Genomic DNA, 17,349 nt, shown 5'->3' with positions numbered 1-17,349 from the left:
CCGACCTGTGGGGGCGGCGGTGCGTCGCGTAATGAGCACGTCAAGCGTTGGGCCGCGGGCGACAAAATCGTGAGCGCCCGCCACAACCTTTTCGGCCGGTCGCGGATCTGATCGCGTGAGTCAACAGACTTCAAGATCCTTTGGGCCCCGCGCCGCCGAAGACGAGCCGTAAGGAACGACCTGCGGCCGGGCCCCTTCTCCCACTGGGGAACGCATGCGTATTCGAGCCACCGTGGCCGCCGTCTCCGGCGCCCTGGCCCTCGCCGCCTTCGCCGTGCCCGCCGCGCACGCCACCGACGCCCCGTCCTACAAGGCGCAGGCCGAGAAGGCAGTTTCGGCCTCCGGCAAGTCCGCCTACACCGCCGGGACCGCCGCGGACCTGGACGTCACCTTCTCGAACCTGAAGATCGCCTCCGCGATCAAGGTCGGCACGACCAACCACGTCTCCGCCACGGTCACGTACACGATGACCTTCGGGCCGGGCTACCAGCTCAACGGCGACGACTTCGACAACGGCCCCTTCATCTACAAGGGCTCCTCGCCCGACACCGCGGTCAACGTGCTGTTCGGCGACGCCCCGGCGACCTGCACCGCCACCTCGTCGACGACCGCGTCCTGCAAGGGACTCGTCGACATCCGCCCCGCCGACGGCGACCTGCTCAACTCCGACGCCGGCACCTGGTCGGCCGGCGCGCTGGCCGTGCAGTACAGCACCAACGACGAGACAGTCCAGGGCGGCCTGGGCAGCACCAAGGTCCAGCGCTACTCCAAGCTGACCGTCAACGCCGGCCCGGAGCCCGTCGCCAAGGGCAAGACCCTGACCGCGACCGGCAAGCTCTCCCGCGCCAACTGGGAGGACGGCCTGTACCACGGCTACACCAACCAGCCGGTCAAGCTCCAGTTCCGCAAGGCGGGCACGACCACGTACACCACCGTCAAGACGGTGTACTCCGACTCCTACGGCAACGTGAAGACCACCACCACCGCCAACTACGACGGCTACTGGCGCTTCAGCTTCGCCGGCACCTCGACCACCCCGGCGGTCAACGCCACCGGCGACTACGTCGACGTGCAGTAAGCAACTCCGCTGGGGCCTTTCCTTCGGCTCGGGCCGGCTCGGGCAACGGTGCCTTCCGAGGTGCCAGACCCCGCGACCCCGGCAAGATCCGAAAGAGAGGCCCTTAGGAGGCCCTTAGGCGGGGAAGCGGCGGCCGACCCACTTCCACAGCAGTTCCAGGGCGGCCGCCGCCACCGCGGCGATGCCCACCGCGACCCACGGCAGCGTCGTCCCCACCAGCTCCAGCGCGAAGAAGCGCTGGAGCCCGGGAACGACGAGCACACACAGGAACGCGGCCCCCATGGCCGCCACCAGCGCGATCCGCCACCAGGTGTACGGCCGGGCGATGATCGCCAGCACCCACATCGAGACCAGGAAGAGCGTCAGCGTCGCCGCGCTGGTCTCCGCCTCCAGGGAGCCCGGCCCGGTGTAGTGGTGCCGGGCGACGAGATAGGCGGCGAAGGTCGCCACGGCGGCCACCACCCCGCCCGGCACCGCGTAGCGCATGACCCGCCGGACGAAGTGCGGGCGGGCCCGCTCCGTGTTGGGGGCCAGCGCGAGGAAGAAGGCCGGGACGCCGATGGTGAGGGTGGACAGCAGGGTCAGGTGCCGGGGCAGGAACGGGTACTCCACCTGCCAGGCGGTGACCAGGAGGGCCAGCAGCACCGAGTAGACCGTCTTCACCAGGAACAGGGTCGCGACCCGGGTGATGTTGCCGATGACCCGGCGCCCCTCGGCGACCACGGACGGCAGGCCGGCGAAGCTGTTGTCCAGCAGCACGATCTGCGCCACGGCCCGGGTGGCCTCGGACCCCGAGCCCATCGACACGCCGATGTCGGCGTCCTTCAGCGCGAGCACGTCGTTCACGCCGTCGCCGGTCATCGCGACCGTGTGCCCCCGCGACTGCAGAGCTGCCACCATGTCCCGCTTCTGCCGCGGGGTGACCCGCCCGAACACCGTGCCCTCCTCCAGCGCCCGCGCCATGCCGTCGCGGTCCGCGGGCAGCCGGCGCGCGTCGACGGCGGAGCCGGTGAGACCGACCTTCGCGGCGACCGCGCCGACGGAGACCGCGTTGTCGCCGGAGATGACCTTGGCGCGCACGTTCTGCGCGGTGAAGTAGCCGAGCGTCCCGGCGGCGTCGGGACGCAGCCGCTGCTCCAGCACGACCAGGGCGGCGGGCGTGACGGACCGCGTGATGCCGGGGTCGTCGAGGTCGCCGCCCGCACGGGCGAGCAGCAGCACCCGCAGGCCCCGCTCGTTCAGCCGTCCGGTCTCGGCGAGGGCGGGGGAGCCCTCGGGCAGCAGTACGTCGGGGGCGCCGAGCAGCCACGTGCTCGCCTGCCCGTCGCCCTCGCTGAAGGTGGCGCCGCTGTACTTGCGGGCGGAGGAGAAGGGCAGCGACTCCACGCAGCGCCACTCCTCGCTGTCCGGGTAGGCGTCGATGATCGCCCGCAGGGAGGCGTTCGGGCGCGGGTCGGACTCGCCGAGGGCGCCGAGCACTTGTCGGACGTACGCCTCGTCGTAGCCGTCCAGGGCCCTGAGCTCGCCGACGTCCATGCCGCCCTCGGTGAGGGTGCCGGTCTTGTCCAGGCACACCGTGTCGACGCGGGCGAGGCCCTCGATGGCGGGCAGCTCCTGGACCAGGCACTGCCTGCGGCCCAGCCGGATGACGCCGATGGCGAAGGCGACGGAGGTGAGGAGCACCAGCCCCTCCGGGACCATGGGCACGATCCCGCCGACGGTCCGGGCGACGGAGCTCTTGAGGTCGCTGTGCTTCACCACGAGCTGGCTGACGACCAGGCCGATCGCGGTCGGGACCATCATCCACGTGACGTACTTGAGGATGGTGGAGATCCCGGTGCGCAGCTCGGAGTGGACGAGGGTGAAGCGGGAGGCCTCCTCGGCGAGCTGGGCGGCGTAGGCCTCGCGGCCGACCTTGGCCGCCTGGTAGGCGCCGCCGCCGGCGACGACGAAGCTGCCCGACATGACGGTGGCACCGGGCCGCTTGAGCACCGGGTCGGCCTCGCCGGTGAGCAGCGACTCGTCGATCTCGAGACCGTCGGCCTCGACGCAGACGCCGTCGACGACGATCTTGTCGCCCGGCCCGACTTCCAGCAGGTCGTCGAGGACGATCTCGCCGGTGCCGACCTCGGCGGCGGCGCCGTCCCGCCGGACGGTGGGCCGCGCCTCCCCGATCACGGCCAGCGAGTCGAGGGTCTGCTTCGCCCGCCACTCCTGGACGATGCCGATCCCGGTGTTGGCGAGGATCACGAAGCCGAAGAGGCTGTCCTGGATCGGCGCGACGAACAGCATGATCAGCCAGAGCACACCGATGATCGCGTTGAACCGGGTGAGGACGTTCGCACGGACGATCTCGGGCAGGGAACGGCTGCTGCGCACCGGTACGTCGTTGACCTGCCCGCGCGCGACGCGCTCCGCGACCTCGGCGGCGGTCAGCCCGCCCGCCCGCACCGGCGCGCGCACGGGGTGCGCCTCGGCCGGCCCGGCGCCCGCGTCGATGTGCGTCATGCCTTCGACGGTACGTGCGGTTGTACGGCTTCACCCGCCGAGTGGGCGGAAGATCCGACCTGGGGAGGAGGCGTCGTACGGCGGGTGGACCCGGGGCGTCACTCCGCGGACGTCGGCTGCTGCTCCGACTCGGGCGCGGGCGAGTCCGCCGCCCGACGGAGCGCGGCGTCGCGCCCGCGGACGTACCAGATGCCGATGAGGCCGAGGCCGGCGCCGGCCAGGCAGGTCCAGACCCACCAGGCGCGGCCGTGGTCCTCGAGCCGGCCGTAGAAGGGGAGCTGGACCAGGAAGAGGACGAACCACACGATCGTGCCGCCGATGATGGTGGCTATCACGGGGCCCTCCAGGGGCTCCGGCGCCTCGTGCTTGGGGGTCCACTTCGCCATGGCCCTCAGCTTACGGCCCCCGTGCCGCGGCTCCTCGCGGCCGTCGGTGATCGTTTCGGATCCCTTGCCCGCCAGGGGTCTACGCGCGGAGATGGCCTTTTGGCGTTTATATGTTCATACTGAAACAGTCTGAGTCTGGCCACTTCTGTTCGTAGGAAACACCAACAGAGCCCTGGGGGAGACCTGCTGGTGACCCGAAGGCGGCGAGACTCGATCATGTTTCCGGCCCCGGTACCCCCGTACCCCCCGCACCCCTGAGGTCACCCGCATGTCCACCTCGGCCACCGCCAAGGCTCCCGCTCCCGAGCAGCCGGGCACGCCGCCCGCCTACGGCGCTCTCGACCGCTACTTCAAGATCTCCGAACGGGGCAGCACGCTGTCCCGCGAGATCCGCGGCGGTTTCGCCACCTTCTTCGCGATGGCGTACATCATCGTGCTGAACCCGATCATCCTCGGCAGCGCGAAGGACATGTACGGGCATCAGCTCGACAACGGCCAGCTGGTCACCGCCACCGCCGTGACCGCCGCGTTCACCACGCTCCTCATGGGCGTCATCGGCAACGTCCCGATCGCCCTGGCCGCCGGCCTCGGCGTGAACACGGTCGTCGCCCTCCAGCTCGCCCCGCGGATGTCGTGGCCCGACGCCATGGGCATGGTCGTGCTCGCCGGCTTCGTCGTCATGCTGCTGGTCGCCACCGGCCTGCGCGAGCGGGTCATGAACGCGGTGCCGCTCGGCCTGCGCAAGGGCATCGCCATCGGCATCGGCCTGTTCATCATGCTGATCGGCCTGGTCGACTCCGGCTTCGTCTCCCGCATCCCGGACGCCGCCCACACCACCGTCCCGCTCCAGCTCGGCGCCGACGGTCACCTCACCGGCTGGCCGGTCCTGATCTTCATCCTGGGCGCGCTGCTCACCCTCGCCCTGATCATCCGCAAGGTGCCCGGCGCGATCCTCATCTCGATCGTCGCCATGACGGTGCTCGCGATGGTCGTCGACGCCCTCGTCAAGGTGCCCTCCTGGGGCCTGACCACCCCGAAGTGGCCCGGCAACCCGGTCTCCACCCCCGACTTCGGCCTGATCGGCAAGGTCAGCCTCTTCGGCGGCTTCTCCCAGGTCGGCCTGCTGACCGGCATCCTCTTCGTCTTCACCGTGCTGCTGTCGTGCTTCTTCGACGCGATGGGCACGATCATGGGCGTCAGCGACGAGGCCAAGCTCACGGACGCGCAGGGCCAGATGCCCGGCATCAACAAGGTCCTCTTCGTCGACGGCATCGCCGTCGCGGCGGGCGGCGCCAGCTCCTCCTCGGCCACCACCTGCTTCGTGGAGTCCACGGCCGGCGTCGGCGAGGGCGCCCGCACCGGTTTCGCCAACGTGATCACCGGCGCGCTGTTCGCCGTGGCGCTCTTCCTGACCCCCATCGCCACGATGGTCCCGTCCCAGGCGGCCACCCCGGCCCTGCTCGCGGTCGGCTTCCTGATCCTGGCGGGCTCGGTCAAGGACATCGACTGGGCGGACTTCACGATCGCCGTCCCGGCCTTCGTCACCATGGTGATGATGCCGTTCACCTACTCGATCACCAACGGCATCGGCATGGGCTTCATCACCTTCGCGGTGCTGCGCCTGGCGGTCGGCCGCGGCCGCGAGGTCCCGGCGGCGATGTACGTGGTGGCAGCGGTCTTCGCCTTCTACTACCTGATGCCGGCCCTGGGCCTGACCTGATCCCGCCCGACGGGGTCACGCGAGGCCCGCGCCCGCGCACCCGGCGCGCCCGCGCTCACGTGACCCCGTAGAACTTCTCCGTCTCCTCGACGGCGGTCTGGAACCGCTGGTCGAAGTCATCGCGAATGAGCGTTCGGACGACATAGTCCTGGACGCTCATTCCCCTTTTCGCGGCGTGGCACCGGAGCCGTTCGAGCAGCTCACGGTCCATACGCAGGCTGAGCACGCTGGTCCCCATGCCAACGAGGGTCGCCGCACGCTTCCGCGCGACGTGTCACGTTCCGCGCCGGGATCACCCGTATGGGTGATCTATGGGCGATCCGCCCCCGCAGTGGCCGGGCTCACGGGCATGGGGATGCGTCCCCGTTGGTCTTTAGTCAGGGTAATGAGTTACGCTAAAGAACATGCCGGACCTTACCCATGGCGACGACGCTGCCGCCGTGAACGCCCTGCGCTCCGCCGTGATGCGGTTGTCCCGTCGGCTCAAGCATCAGCGCGTCGACGAGTCGCTCAGCCCCACCGAGATGTCGGTGCTGGGCACCCTGTCCAACTGCGGCAGCGCCACCCCGGGCGAGCTCGCCCGCAAGGAGCACGTCCAGCCGCCGTCGATGACCCGCATCGTGGCGCTGCTGGAGGCCAAGGGCCTGGTCCGTCTGGAGCCGCATCCCGAGGACCGGCGCCAGAAGGTCGTCACCAGGACCGAGCAGGCCGAGACCATGCTCGAGGAGAGCCGCCGCAAGCGGAACGCCTTCCTGGCCGGCCTGGTCGACGGCCTCGACGAGGACGAGTGGGCGAAACTGCGCGCCGCCGCCCCCGTACTGGAGAAGCTCGCGCACCTGTAAGCACGCCGATCGAGGAGGCGACCCTTTTGAGTACGGGATCCGGAGCAGACTCCGCCCCCGCACCAGCCGCCCACTACTCCCCGCCCACCCCCCGCAGCGGCACCTCCGCGAAGTCCTCGATGTTCAGCTCACTGAGGATCCGGAACTACCGCCTCTTCTTCGTCGGCCAGGTCGTCTCCAACACCGGCACCTGGATGCAGCGCATCGCCCAGGACTGGCTGGTGCTCGGCCTCACCGGCTCCTCCGCGGCCGTCGGCGTCACGACGGCCCTGCAGTTCCTGCCGATGCTCCTCTTCGGCCTCTACGGCGGTGTCCTGGTCGACCGTCTGCCCAAGCGCCCCGCGCTGCTGGTCACCCAGTCCGCGATGGCCGCCACCGGCCTCGCGCTCGCCGCCCTCACCCTCACCGGCCACGTCCAGGTCTGGCACGTCTACCTCGCCGCGTTCGCCGTCGGCCTCGCCACGGTCGTCGACAACCCGGCCCGCCAGTCCTTCGTCTCCGAGATGGTCGGCCCGAAGCAGCTGCAGAACGCGGTCAGCCTGAACTCGGCCAACTTCCAGTCCGCCCGCCTGGTGGGTCCCGCCGTCGCGGGCGTCCTGATCACCGGCGTCGGCACCGGCTGGGCGTTCCTCCTCAACGGCCTGTCCTTCGTCGCGCCCATCGCCGGCCTGCTGCTGATGCGCGCCCGCGAGCTGCACGTCGTAGAGCGCGCCCCGCGCGGCAAGGGCCAGCTCCGGGAGGGCCTGCGCCATGTCGCCGGGCGGCCTGAGCTGATCTGGCCGATCGTCCTGGTCGGCTTCATCGGCACCTTCGGCTTCAACTTCCCGGTCTGGCTGTCCGCCTACGCCGACGACGTCTTCCACGCCGGGGCAGGCGCCTACAGCCTCTTCAACACGCTGATGGCGGTCGGCTCGCTGGTCGGCGCGCTGCTCGCCGCCCGGCGCGGCACGGCCCGGCTGCGGGTGCTGATCGCCGCGGCGGCCGCCTTCGGCACGCTGGAGATCGTGGCCGCGCTGACCCCGTCGTACTGGCCCTTCGCGCTGCTGATGATCCCGATCGGGATCTTCGGCCTGACGGTCAACGTCACCGCGAACACCGCGGTCCAGATGGCCACCGACCCGGCCATGCGCGGGCGGGTGATGGCCCTGTTCATGATGGTCTTCATGGGCGGTACGCCGCTGGGCGCGCCGGTCGTCGGCTGGGTCACCGACGTCTACGGTCCCCGTATCGGCTTCGTCCTCGGCGGCGTGGTCTCGGTCGCCGCGGCCGTCACCGTCGGCCTGCTGCTCGCCCGGGTGGGCGGCCTGCGCCTGTCGGTCGGCTGGCGGGGCGGCCACCCGCACGTCCGCTTCGTACCCCGCGAGTGCCGGGAGGAGCCGGCGCCGGCGTAGGCCCCCGCCCCCCGGCCCCGCCGGGGGCCGGTCCAGTCCCGGGGCAACTCCTCGGTCCCGAGGACCGGGCCGACAGGGGTGTCGGCGGTCACCAGGGCACGCCCGCGCGCACGGACGGGCAGAGCGACACTGGTGGCATGAGGCTCTTCGCCGCCGTGCTGCCGCCGGAGGACGTTCTCCGCGAGGTCGATCGCGCGGTCGCCGGGTTGCGGAGGCTGCCCGGCGCCGCGGATCTGCGCTGGACCGGCCGCCCCGCCTGGCACTTCACGCTCGCCTTCTACGGCGAGGTCGACGAGGAGCTCGTAGCGGAGCTGTCGGCCCGGCTGGAGCGCGCGGCCCGGCGCACCGAGCCGTTCCCGCTGGCCCTGCGCGGCGGCGGGCAGTTCGGGCGGGGCCGGGCGCTGTGGGCCGGGGCGGAGGGCGACCTGGCGACCCTGCGGCTGCTTGCCGACCGCTCGGAGGCGGCGGCGCGCAAGGCGGGCCTGCCGATGGGGGAGCACCGCCCCTACAAGGCCCACCTGACCGTCGCGCGCAGCCGGGCCGCGGTGGACGTCCGGCCACACGTGGAGGCCCTGGGCGCCTTGGGCAGCCGCCGGTGGACCGTGGACGAGATCATCATGTTCCGCAGCCATCTGCCGACGTCCGGGGTGCCCGGCGAGCAGCCCCGGTACGAACCGGTCGCCCGCTGGCCGCTCGGCGGGGCCGGTTAACCTCGACTACGTGGACCCGAAGACCCGGAACCGGATCATGGCCGGTGCGCTCGTGCTGATGTTCGCCGTCGTCGCCGTGGCCGCCGCGCTCGGCAGGTGAACGCCGGGCGCGGCGGCCCGGACGTGCCCCGGCGAGGGGCACACCCGGACCGACCCGGATGTGCCTCAGCGAGGGAGACGCCCGGACGTGCCTCGGCGCGTGACGCGGACGGCCGTCACCAGGCGAAGGCCTCCGGGGACGGCCCCGGCCCCGGGAAGATCTCGTCCAGCGAGGCCAGCAGCTCCTCCGACAGCTCCAGCTCCGCCGCCCGCAGCGCGGAGGCGAGCTGCTCGGCGGTGCGCGGGCCGACGATCGGGCCGGTCACGCCCGGCCGGGTCAGCAGCCAGGCCAGCGCGACCTCGCCGGGCTCCAGGCCGTGCTTGTCGAGCAGGTCCTCGTACGCCTGGATCCTGGCGCGCGCGGAGGGGTCGGCCAGGGTCTCGGCGGCGCGTCCGGAGGCGCGCCGGCCGCCCTCGTGCTCCTTCTTGAGCACACCGCCCAGCAGGCCCCCGTGCAGGGGCGACCAGGGGATGACCCCGAGCCCGTAGTCCTGGGCGGCCGGGATGACCTCCATCTCGGCGCGGCGCTCGGCGAGGTTGTAGAGGCACTGCTCGCTGACCAGGCCGATGGTGAGGTGGCGGCGGGCGGCGATCTCGTTGGCCTGGGCGATCTTGTAGCCGGGGAAGTTGGAGGAGCCGACGTAGAGGATCTTCCCCTGCTGGACGAGGACGTCGACGGCCTGCCAGATCTCCTCGAAGGGGGTGTCGCGGTCGATGTGGTGGAACTGGTAGACGTCGATGTGGTCCGTGCGCAGCCGCTTGAGGCTGGCGTCGACGGCCCGCCGGATGTTGAGCGCGGAGAGCTTGTCGTGGTTGGGCCAGGCGGTGCCGTCCGCGCCCATGTTCGCGTACACCTTGGTGGCTAGGACCACCTTGTCCCGCCGGTCACCGCCCTGGGCGAACCAGTTGCCGATGATCGATTCGGTACGGCCCTTGTTCTCGCCCCAGCCGTAGACGTTGGCGGTGTCGAAGAAGTTGATGCCGGCGTCCAGCGCCGCGTCCATGATCGCGTGACTGTCCGCCTCGTCGGTCTGCGGACCGAAGTTCATGGTCCCGAGAACGAGCCTGCCGACCTTGAGTCCTGTGCGTCCGAGCTGCGTGTACTCCATGGTCCCCCAGCCAACGTCCTGGAGTGCGCTCCATGCAAGGGGAGCCGGGGCCGGTCAGTCTCGCGGGGCGGGCATGCGCTCGAGACGCTCGAACCACTCGTCCGGACGCCTGGTGTTGGCGGCGGCCATCTCGATCCCGTCTTCGAGGACGGTCGTCGTGGCGCTCCTCCCCGGCTGTCTCACGGACGAGTACAGCCAGGAGCAGGAGTCGCCCCGGCTCAGTCGTCCCCGTACGCGTCGCCCCATCCCCACGCCTGGTGCATCGCGTCCGCGAAGGCCTGGGCCAGGCGGTGTTCGCCCTGCGCGTTCGGGTGGGTGCCGTCGTAGGTGTCGGTGTGGATGTCGTAGGAGGCCGGCGGGGAGGCCAGGAGCAGCGGGGAGCGGGGTTCGTCGAGGTCCGCGACCGTCTTCGCCAGGAGTTCGTTGAAGCGGGCCACCTGCTCGGCGAAGGGCGGGTCCGACGCGGCCCGCACGTTCGGGATCACCGGGAGCAGCACCATGCGGATGCGCGGGTTCGCCCGGCGGGCCCCGGCGACGAAGGCCCGCGCGTTCTCCGCGGTCTGCTCGGCGTTCGTGTAGAAGCCCAGGTCGATCAGGCCGAGGGAGACGAGCAGCACGTCCGCCCGGCAGGCGCGCACCTCCCCGCCGATCAGCGGCGCCATGTGCATCCAGCCCTCGCCCCAGCCCGCCAGATGGCGGCGGGGGAACTCCGGGTCGGCGTACAGGTACGACGTCGGCGCGTCCGCCGTCTTGTCGTACAGCGTCTCGCGCGGGCCGACGAGGGTGAACGGGCCGCCGTAGGTGGCGCACAGGTGCTGCCACAGCCGGTACCGCCATGTGTGTTCGCCCGCGCTTCCGATCGTCATGGAGTCACCGACGGGCATGAACCTGAGCATCCGCTCATGATGGACGATCACGGTCCGGCACGGGCCCCGGTGGGGTGTGAGGCCCACCACGCCGGTGAACGGCCGTGCCGGATGGCAGGCTTGGCCCATGCGCCGACCCCTCGCCCTCCTCGCCGGAGTCCTTCTCGCGGGTGCGTCCGCCCTGCCCGCGTCCGCCGCCGACGGCGACGGCGGCTTCACGATCAGGGATCCGCGGATCAAGGAGTCCAGCGGCCTCGCGGCCTCACGCCTGCACCCGGGCGTCTACTGGACCCACAACGACAGTGACGACGGCCCGTACCTCTACGCCGTGGACGGGCGGACCGGCCGGACCGTCGCCACCGTCACCCTCAGCGGCGTCGGCAGGCCGCGCGACGTGGAGGCCGTCTCGATCGGACCGGGGAACCAGATCTACGTCGGGGACATCGGCGACAACCTCGGCGGGACCTGGCCCTATGTGTGGATCTACCGGCTGCCCGAGCCGAAGGAGCTCAGGGACCAGACGATCCGGGCCACGCAGTACGTCGTGAAGTACGCGGACGGCCCCCGGGACGCCGAGTCGCTCGTCGTGCACCCGAGGACGGGGCGCGTGTACCTCATCGACAAGAAGGAGAACGGCGGCCACCTGTACGAGGGGCCCGCCCGGCTCTCCCCCTCCAAGGCCAACGTCTTCAGGCCCGTCGCCCCCGTCGACCTGTGGGCCACCGACGCCGCCCTCTCGCCCGACGGCCAAAGCCTCGCCGTGCGCGGCTACTTCGGCGGCATCCTCTACGCCTTCGACGGCGGGCGGGTCAGGCGCGAGGGCCAACTGGACGTGCCGCTCCAGAGTCAGGGGGAGTCGGTCACCTACAGCGCCGACGGCAGCAAGCTGCTCTACGGCAGCGAGGGCGAGAACAGCCCCGTGCAGGCGAAGGACGCGCCGGGCGGAGGCTCGGACAAGTCGCCCTCGACGAACGGCGGTTCGGCCGCCGGGGGCTCCGGCGGCGCCGGTGCGGACAGCGGCCTGAAGGCCGGCGCCGTCGCCGTGGCCGTCGCGGCGGCCGCCGTCTTCGCGCTGAGCCGCCTGCGCCGCCGCCGCTGAGCGGACGGCGGAGGGGGGCGCCCGCTCTCGCCGGGCGCCCCCCTCACGGTGGGCAGTGGGCCGTGGGCTACAGCTTCTCGATCACGTAGTCGACGCACTTCGTGAGCGCCTCGACGTCCGCCGGGTCGATCGCCGGGAACATCGCGACGCGGAGCTGGTTGCGGCCGAGCTTGCGGTACGGCTCGGTGTCGACGACGCCGTTGGCGCGCAGCGCCTTGGCGACGGCCGCCGCGTCGATCTCGTCGGCGAAGTCGATCGTGCCGATGACCTGGGAGCGCTTGGCCGGGTCGGCGACGAACGGGGTCGCGTACTTGCTCTCCTCCGCCCAGCCGTACAGGCGGGTCGAGGAGTCCTTGGTGCGGGCCGTGGACCAGGCCAGGCCGCCCTGGCCGTTGAGCCACTCCAGCTGCTCGTTGAGCAGGAAGAGGGTGGCGAGGGCGGGGGTGTTGTACGTCTGGTTCTTGCGGGAGTTGTCGATCGCCGTCGGCAGGCTGAAGAACTCCGGCACATGGCGGCCGGAGGCGTGCACGCGCTCGGCGCGCTCGATCGCCGCCGGGGAGAAGACGCCGATCCACAGGCCGCCGTCCGAGGCGAAGGACTTCTGCGGGGCGAAGTAGTAGACGTCCGTCTCGGCGACGTCGACCGGCAGGCCGCCGGCGCCGGAGGTGGCGTCGACCAGCACCAGGGCGCCGTCGTCTGCCCCGGCCACGCGCCTGATCGGCATGGCGACACCGGTCGAGGTCTCGTTGTGGGTGAAGGCGTAGACGTCGACGCCCGCCTCGGCCACGGCCTCCGGGTGCGTGCCGGGGTCGGCGGCGACGACCGTCGGTTCGGCCAGCCAGGGGGCGAGCTTGGCGGCCTTGGCGAACTTGGAGCTGAACTCGCCGAAGGTGAGGTGCTGCGACTTGTTCTCGATCAGGCCGTGGGTCGCGATGTCCCAGAACGCGGTGGACCCGCCGTTGCCGAGGATCACCTCGTAGCCGTCCGGCAGGGAGAACAGGTCGCGGATGCCCTCGCGCACCTTGCCGACCAGGTTCTTGACCGGTGCCTGGCGGTGGGAGGTGCCCATGAGGGACGTTCCCGTGGCGGCGAGGGCGTCCAGCGCCTCCGTCCGCACCTTGGAGGGACCCGCGCCGAAACGTCCGTCCGCGGGCTTGATGTCAGAGGGAATCCGGATCTCAGCCACGTGCCGGAGGGTATCTCTTCGGTGAAACCGGACGGAACCGTGTCCGTTCGATGAGACGACTCCTTCAGCCCTTGGGCTTGTGGGGACCTACGACGTTGACGGGCCGCCGAGGACGGCGGTGCGTGGGCGACGGCGGTGCTCGGGGACGGCCGATGCAGCGGGGGCGGGCGGGGCGCGCGTGGGCCGCCGGTGCGCGTGGGCATCCTGGAGCCATGACGGATGTACCGGGTCTGCGAGCGGAGTTGCGCGAGGTCGTCCGGGGGGAGGTGGGGTTCGGGGTCACGGACCGGGCCCTGGTCACCATGGACGCGTCCAACTACCGGCGGGTCCCGCTGGGCGTGGTGGCGCCGCGGGACGCCGACGACGTGGCGGCCGTGCTGGAGGTGTGCCGGGGCCGCGGGGTGCCGGTGGTGGCGCGCGGCGGCGGCACGTCGATCGCGGGCCAGGCCACCGGGACGGGCGTGGTCCTGGACTTCACCCGGCACATGAACCGGGTGCTGGGGATCGACCCGGAGGCGCGGACCGCCGTCGTGCAGCCGGGGCTGGTGCTCGACCGGCTCCAGGAGGCCGCCGCGCCGCACGGCCTGCGCTTCGGCCCCGACCCGTCCACGCACGGCAGGTGCACGCTCGGCGGGATGATCGGCAACAACTCCTGCGGGGCGCACTCGGTGGCCTGGGGGACGACGGCGGACCACGTGCGGGAGCTGTCGGTGGTCACCGCGCGCGGGCGGCGGCTGCGGCCCGGGCCCGGCTGGGCCGGGGCCCCGGACGGGCTGCGGGAGCTGGTCGAGGGGGAGCTGGCCCGGCTGCGGACCGGGTTCCCGGACCTGCCCCGCCGTATCTCCGGCTACGCGCTGGACGCCCTGCTGCCCGAGCGGGGCGCGGACGTCGCCCGCTCCTTCTGCGGTTCGGAGGGCACGCTGGGCGTGCTGACGGAGGCGGTGGTCGGGCTGGTCGAGGCGCCCCGGGCGCGGGCGCTCGCGGTCCTGGGGTACGCCGACGAGAGCGCCGCCGCCGACGCGGCGGCCGGGCTGCGGCCGTACCGGCCGCTCACGGTGGAGGGGATGGCGCGCGACCTGGTCCCGGACGCGACCGCGCTGCCCCGGGGCGGCGCCTGGCTGTTCGTGGAGACCGGCGGCCGCTCGGTGGCCGAGACCCGTGCGCGGGCGGAGGCGATCGTGCGCGCGGCCGACGCCGTGGACGCGCTGGTGGTGACGGACGAGGCGGCGCAGCGGGCGCTGTGGCGCGTCCGGGAGGACGCGAGCGGCACGGCCACCCGGATGCCGGACGGCTCGGAGGCGTGGCCGGGCTGGGAGGACTGCGCGGTCCCGCCGACCCGGCTGGGCGCCTATCTGCGGGACTTCCGGGAGCTGCTGGCCGCGCACGGGCTGCGCGGCGCGCCGTACGGGCACTTCGGCGACGGCTGCGTCCACGTCCGTATCGACTTCGACCTGCTGACCGGGGAAGGGGTCGGCCGCTTCCGGCGGTTCTCGCGGGAGCTGGCCGAGCTGGTGGTGGCGCACGGCGGCTCGCTCTCCGGGGAGCACGGCGACGGGCAGGCGCGGGCGGAGCTGCTGCCGGTGATGTACGGCGACGAGACGGTCGCCCTCTTCGAGCGGGCCAAGGCCGTCTGGGACCCCGACGACCTGCTCAATCCCGGGATGCTGGTGCGCCCGGCGCCGCTCGACTCCGGCCTGCGCTTCTCCGTGCTGCCGCGCGAGCCCGTCGACGTGGCCTTCGGCTACCCGGCCGACGGCGGCGACTTCCGGGCGGCGGTGCGCCGCTGCGTCGGCGTCGCCAAGTGCCGTACGACGGAGGTGTCCGGGCCCGCCGTGATGTGCCCGTCCTTCCGGGCGACGGGTGAGGAGGAGCACTCCACACGCGGGCGGGCCCGGCTGCTGCACGAGATGCTCGCGGGCGAGCTGGTGACCGGCGGCTGGCGGTCGCCGGAGGTGCGCGACGCGCTCGACCTGTGCCTGTCGTGCAAGGGCTGCCGCTCGGACTGCCCGGTCGGCGTCGACATGGCCACCTACAAGGCGGAGTTCCTGCACCACCACTACGCCGGGCGGCGCCGCCCGGCCGCCCACTACGTGATGGGCGGGCTCCCGGTGTGGCTGCGCTGGACGGCCCGTCTCCGCGCGGCGCCGGTCCTCGACGCGCTCGCCTCGGTGCGGCCGCTGGCGGCGGTGGCCAAACGGCTCGGCGGGATCACCCCGGAGCGGGACCTCCCGCGGCTCGCCCGGGAGCCGTTCACCCGGTGGTGGCGCGGGCGGCGCCGGAACGCGGTCTCGGGCCCCGGCGAGCTGGTCGTCCTGTGGCCCGACACCTTCACCGAGCACCTGTCGCCGTCCGTGGGCCGGGCGGCCGTACGCGTGCTGGAGGCGGCGGGGCTGCGGGTGGCGCTGCCGCCGACGCTGCGGCTGCGCCGTCCCCCGGTGGGCGACGGCAGGTCGGCGGTCCTCGACCCGGTGGCTCTGCTGCGCGGCCGGGGCCGCGTCTGCTGCGGGCTCACCTTCGTGTCGACCGGTCAGCTCGACCGGGCCCGTACGGTGCTGGTCCGCACCCTCGACCTGATGGCGCCGGTGCTGGAGACCGGCGCCCCCGTCGTCGTGCTGGAGCCGAGCTGCGCCGCCACCCTGCGCACGGACCTGCCGGAGCTGCTGCACGACGACCCGCGGGCGCGGCGGCTGGCCGACCGGGTGCTCACCTTCGCCGAGACCCTGGAACGCCACGCGCCCGGCTGGCGGCCACCCCGGCTGGACCGCCCGGTCGCCGGGCAGACCCACTGCCACCAGCACGCGGTGCTCGGTGACGCGGCCGACCGGCGGCTGCGCGCCGCGGCGGGCCTGACCGGCGAGCTGTCCGGCGGCTGCTGCGGCCTCGCCGGGAACTTCGGCTTCGAGCGGGGCCACTGGGAGGTGTCCCGGGCCTGCGCGGAGGAGCAGCTGCTGCCCTCGGTGCGGCGGGCCCCGGGGGCGGCGGTGGTCCTGGCCGACGGCTTCTCCTGCCGGACCCAGCTGGAACAGCTGGCGGGGGTGCGCGGACGGCATCTGGCGGAGGTGCTGGCGGAGGCCCTGGACGGGGAGGAGGCCTGACCTCCTCCCGGACGGGGTACCGGCCGCCGACGGATGCGGAGCCGCCGGCCCGGGTCCGGCCGGTCTCGTGGCCCGCGGTGATCGGTACAGCAGTGTAAAGGGTTCACACGCCTGACCGGGTCCATTACTCTGGACTTGGTAGTACATCGCGATGAACGAATGTCCGAGCTCAGCCCCCTGGACCGCCCTGTGAGCATCCCCAGCACCCCTCGTGCCGCCGCCCCCTCCTCGTCGACCCCGGCCACCTCCTCCGCGGGGGCCGGCGCGCCGCACCGGCGGGGCTCCCTCGGTCCCGTCGGGCTGGTCCTGGCCGGGGGCGTCTCGGTGCAGTTCGGCGGCGCCCTGGCCGTGACGCTGATGCCGCGCGCGGGTGCGCTGGGCGTCGTGGCGCTGCGGCTGCTGGTGGCCGCCGTCGTGCTGCTGCTGGTCTGCCGGCCCCGGCTGCGCGGCCACTCGCGCACCGACTGGGGCACGGTCGTCGTCTTCGGCGTCACCATGGCCGCGATGAACGGCCTCTTCTACCAGGCGCTCGACCGCATCCCGCTCGGCCCCGCCGTCACCCTCGAGGTCCTCGGCCCGCTCGCCCTGTCCGTGCTGGCCTCGCGCCGCGCCGTCAATCTCGTCTGGGCCGCGCTCGCGCTGGCCGGGGTCTTCCTGCTCGGCGGCGGGGACTTCGGCGGCCTCGACCTCGCCGGTGTCGCCTTCGCGCTGGGCGCGGGCGCCATGTGGGCGGCGTACATCGTCTTCAGCGCCCGCACCGGCCGCCGCTTCCCGCATGCGGACGGGCTGGCCCTGGCGATGGCGGTCGGGGCGCTGGTCTTCCTGCCGCTGGGCATCGCGGAGTCGGGGGCCAGGCTCGCCGACCCGGTGACCTTCGCGCTGGGCGCGGGGGTGGCGCTGCTGTCCTCCGTGCTGCCGTACACCCTCGAACTCCTCGCGCTGCGCCGGCTGCCCGCCCCCACCTTCGCGATCCTCATGAGCCTGGAACCGGCCATCGCCGCCACCGCCGGCTTCCTGGTCCTCGGCCAGTCCCTGTCCGTCCCGCAGGCCCTCGCCGTCACCCTGGTCGTCGCCGCGAGCATGGGGGCGGTGCGTACGCAGGTGCGGCGGCGGGGCGGGGCCCCGGGCAGCGGGCCGGGAGCCGGTCCGGGGCCCGAGGCCGCGTCGGGGCAGTGACGCGAGGGCGCGTGGGGCAGTGACGGAGGGCGCGGACGGTCCGTTCCCGATGCGGGACGCCGTCCGGGTGCCGGCGCGGGGGCG

General features: G+C 72.8%; 14 protein-coding genes. 8 read left to right on the top strand and 6 right to left on the bottom strand.

The annotated features are described in order from the left end of the window. Nucleotides 1-214: 214 nt before the first annotated feature. Nucleotides 215-1,078 (top strand): hypothetical protein, encoded by an 864-nt coding sequence (locus ACF1A5_RS19750; RefSeq protein ID WP_392194148.1) that lies wholly within the window; start codon nt 215-217, stop codon nt 1,076-1,078. Between the two features lie 114 nt (nt 1,079-1,192). Here the strand turns inward: ACF1A5_RS19750 and ACF1A5_RS19745 are convergent, their stop codons facing one another. Beyond that, nucleotides 1,193-3,586 carry an HAD-IC family P-type ATPase gene (locus ACF1A5_RS19745; RefSeq protein WP_392194147.1) on the bottom strand — a complete coding sequence of 798 codons (2,394 nt, stop codon included), beginning with the start codon at nt 3,584-3,586 and terminating at the stop codon, nt 1,193-1,195. 98 nt (nt 3,587-3,684) lie between these two features. Then, entirely contained in the window at nt 3,685-3,972 is a 288-nt protein-coding gene (locus ACF1A5_RS19740) for a DUF2530 domain-containing protein (RefSeq protein ID WP_392194146.1), read from the bottom strand. Between the two features lie 268 nt (nt 3,973-4,240). On the opposite strand from ACF1A5_RS19740, the gene ACF1A5_RS19735 reads away from it, so the two are divergent. Continuing rightward, nucleotides 4,241-5,692, top strand: a complete 1,452-nt coding sequence (locus tag ACF1A5_RS19735) for an NCS2 family permease (RefSeq protein WP_392194145.1) — start codon at nt 4,241-4,243, stop codon at nt 5,690-5,692. Nucleotides 5,693-5,747: 55 nt separating this feature from the next. Here ACF1A5_RS19735 and ACF1A5_RS19730 read toward each other — a convergent pair whose 3' ends face one another. Beyond that, on the bottom strand, nt 5,748-5,930 hold the full coding sequence (locus ACF1A5_RS19730; RefSeq protein WP_392194144.1) for a ribbon-helix-helix protein, CopG family: 183 nt from the start codon (nt 5,928-5,930) through the stop codon (nt 5,748-5,750). A 166-nt stretch (nt 5,931-6,096) separates the two neighbouring features. On the opposite strand from ACF1A5_RS19730, the gene ACF1A5_RS19725 reads away from it, so the two are divergent. The 3 genes from ACF1A5_RS19725 (at nt 6,097) to thpR (ending at nt 8,635) form a co-directional block, all read left to right on the top strand. Then, nucleotides 6,097-6,534 (top strand): MarR family transcriptional regulator, encoded by a 438-nt coding sequence (locus ACF1A5_RS19725; protein ID WP_356189020.1) that lies wholly within the window; start codon nt 6,097-6,099, stop codon nt 6,532-6,534. A 26-nt stretch (nt 6,535-6,560) separates the two neighbouring features. After that, nucleotides 6,561-7,925 carry an MFS transporter gene (locus ACF1A5_RS19720; protein WP_392194143.1) on the top strand — a complete coding sequence of 455 codons (1,365 nt, stop codon included), beginning with the start codon at nt 6,561-6,563 and terminating at the stop codon, nt 7,923-7,925. A gap of 137 nt (nt 7,926-8,062) precedes the next feature. After that, complete coding sequence (gene thpR / locus ACF1A5_RS19715) at nt 8,063-8,635, top strand: RNA 2',3'-cyclic phosphodiesterase (RefSeq protein ID WP_392194142.1); 573 nt, start codon at nt 8,063-8,065, stop codon at nt 8,633-8,635. Between the two features lie 215 nt (nt 8,636-8,850). Here thpR and ACF1A5_RS19710 read toward each other — a convergent pair whose 3' ends face one another. After that, nucleotides 8,851-9,843 carry an aldo/keto reductase gene (locus tag ACF1A5_RS19710; protein WP_392194141.1) on the bottom strand — a complete coding sequence of 331 codons (993 nt, stop codon included), beginning with the start codon at nt 9,841-9,843 and terminating at the stop codon, nt 8,851-8,853. Nucleotides 9,844-10,061: 218 nt separating this feature from the next. Beyond that, complete coding sequence (locus ACF1A5_RS19705; protein ID WP_392194140.1) at nt 10,062-10,739, bottom strand: SGNH/GDSL hydrolase family protein; 678 nt, start codon at nt 10,737-10,739, stop codon at nt 10,062-10,064. Nucleotides 10,740-10,836: 97 nt separating this feature from the next. Here ACF1A5_RS19705 and ACF1A5_RS19700 point away from each other — a divergent pair, with 97 nt between their 5' ends. Continuing rightward, entirely contained in the window at nt 10,837-11,808 is a 972-nt protein-coding gene (locus ACF1A5_RS19700) for a WD40 repeat domain-containing protein (protein WP_392194139.1), read from the top strand. Between the two features lie 67 nt (nt 11,809-11,875). Here the strand turns inward: ACF1A5_RS19700 and serC are convergent, their stop codons facing one another. Further along, on the bottom strand, nt 11,876-12,994 hold the full coding sequence (serC, locus tag ACF1A5_RS19695; RefSeq protein ID WP_392194138.1) for a phosphoserine transaminase: 1,119 nt from the start codon (nt 12,992-12,994) through the stop codon (nt 11,876-11,878). Between the two features lie 212 nt (nt 12,995-13,206). Here serC and ACF1A5_RS19690 point away from each other — a divergent pair, with 212 nt between their 5' ends. Beyond that, nucleotides 13,207-16,089, top strand: a complete 2,883-nt coding sequence (locus tag ACF1A5_RS19690) for an FAD-linked oxidase C-terminal domain-containing protein (RefSeq protein ID WP_392194137.1) — start codon at nt 13,207-13,209, stop codon at nt 16,087-16,089. Nucleotides 16,090-16,278: 189 nt separating this feature from the next. Then, nucleotides 16,279-17,265, top strand: coding sequence for a DMT family transporter (locus tag ACF1A5_RS19685; protein WP_392194136.1), 987 nt, complete (start codon nt 16,279-16,281; stop codon nt 17,263-17,265). The last annotated feature ends 84 nt before the right edge of the window (nt 17,266-17,349 follow it).

The sequence above is a fragment of the Streptomyces sp. NPDC014864 genome, assembly GCF_043081525.1.
In the GTDB taxonomy this organism is placed as follows: domain Bacteria; phylum Actinomycetota; class Actinomycetes; order Streptomycetales; family Streptomycetaceae; genus Streptomyces.
The sequence above is the reverse complement of the archived record's forward strand: the minus strand, read 5'-3'. Positions and strand labels throughout refer to the sequence as shown.

Bases quoted from the DNA above. Each gene is read 5' to 3' on its own strand.
- ACF1A5_RS19705 (WP_392194140.1), bottom strand. From the start codon at position 10,739: ATGCTCAGGTTCATGCCCGTCGGTGACTCCATGACGATCGGAAGCGCG.
- ACF1A5_RS19725 (WP_356189020.1), top strand. From the start codon at position 6,097: ATGCCGGACCTTACCCATGGCGACGACGCTGCCGCCGTGAACGCCCTG.
- ACF1A5_RS19745 (WP_392194147.1), bottom strand. From the start codon at position 3,586: ATGACGCACATCGACGCGGGCGCCGGGCCGGCCGAGGCGCACCCCGTG.
- thpR (WP_392194142.1), top strand. From the start codon at position 8,063: ATGAGGCTCTTCGCCGCCGTGCTGCCGCCGGAGGACGTTCTCCGCGAG.
- ACF1A5_RS19740 (WP_392194146.1), bottom strand. From the start codon at position 3,972: ATGGCGAAGTGGACCCCCAAGCACGAGGCGCCGGAGCCCCTGGAGGGC.
- ACF1A5_RS19735 (WP_392194145.1), top strand. From the start codon at position 4,241: ATGTCCACCTCGGCCACCGCCAAGGCTCCCGCTCCCGAGCAGCCGGGC.
- ACF1A5_RS19710 (WP_392194141.1), bottom strand. From the start codon at position 9,843: ATGGAGTACACGCAGCTCGGACGCACAGGACTCAAGGTCGGCAGGCTC.
- ACF1A5_RS19700 (WP_392194139.1), top strand. From the start codon at position 10,837: ATGCGCCGACCCCTCGCCCTCCTCGCCGGAGTCCTTCTCGCGGGTGCG.
- ACF1A5_RS19750 (WP_392194148.1), top strand. From the start codon at position 215: ATGCGTATTCGAGCCACCGTGGCCGCCGTCTCCGGCGCCCTGGCCCTC.
- ACF1A5_RS19690 (WP_392194137.1), top strand. From the start codon at position 13,207: ATGACGGATGTACCGGGTCTGCGAGCGGAGTTGCGCGAGGTCGTCCGG.
- ACF1A5_RS19730 (WP_392194144.1), bottom strand. From the start codon at position 5,930: ATGGGGACCAGCGTGCTCAGCCTGCGTATGGACCGTGAGCTGCTCGAA.